Below are 616 nucleotides of genomic sequence, written 5' to 3' on the forward strand. Positions count from 1 at the left end.
AACGGTCAGGCCCGAATAGCGGGCCAGGACGACAGATCCGGGCGCGGAGAAAATCTCCGTGAGCTCCCCGACCGCCGTCACTTTGGTCGTACGATCCATTGCGGTCTCCCTACGTTCGGGCCACCCACCGCGGGCAGCCCGTCAAGCCGCCGCGCCAGACGCCCGGCCCGAATACGGGGCAGGACGCGCCAACGCGGACTTGCCTGCCCCAGGGCTCGAACCATTCTCCCCGGCTCGCGCCGGACATTACTGGTCGTCGCTCTGTCTCACCCGGGGCCGTCTGAATTAAGAGCGGCGCTTGTGACGCCCCTCCCCCGGGATCTCGGACAGGTCGGACCGGATGTGACGGCTTCAGCCGCCGCGCCCGGTCCTGACCCCGCCGCCCGGCCTTGGGCGGGAAAGCGGAAAACTCAAGTCATACGGCCTTGATCAGGCCGCTTCGGTCGGGGCGCCGGTCGACGCCTCGGCCACATCAACCTTCACGCCCGGCCCCATGGTGGAGCTGAGCGAGATGCGCCGGACATATTGTCCCTTGGCGCCGGCGGGCTTGGATTTCACCAGGCCAGCCAGCAGCGCGCGGATGTTTTCCACGAGCGCCGCTTCAGAGAAGCTCGCC

At 68.2% G+C, this 616-nt stretch carries 1 pseudogene; it reads right to left on the reverse strand.

The features are described from left to right. Positions 1–429 precede the first annotated feature (429 nt). Positions 430–616: pseudogene (locus ACTIGF_RS15540) on the reverse strand (50S ribosomal protein L1); the annotation flags it as partial.

Source organism: Oceanicaulis sp., assembly GCF_051859625.1.
Classification (GTDB): Bacteria; Pseudomonadota; Alphaproteobacteria; order Caulobacterales; family Maricaulaceae; genus Oceanicaulis.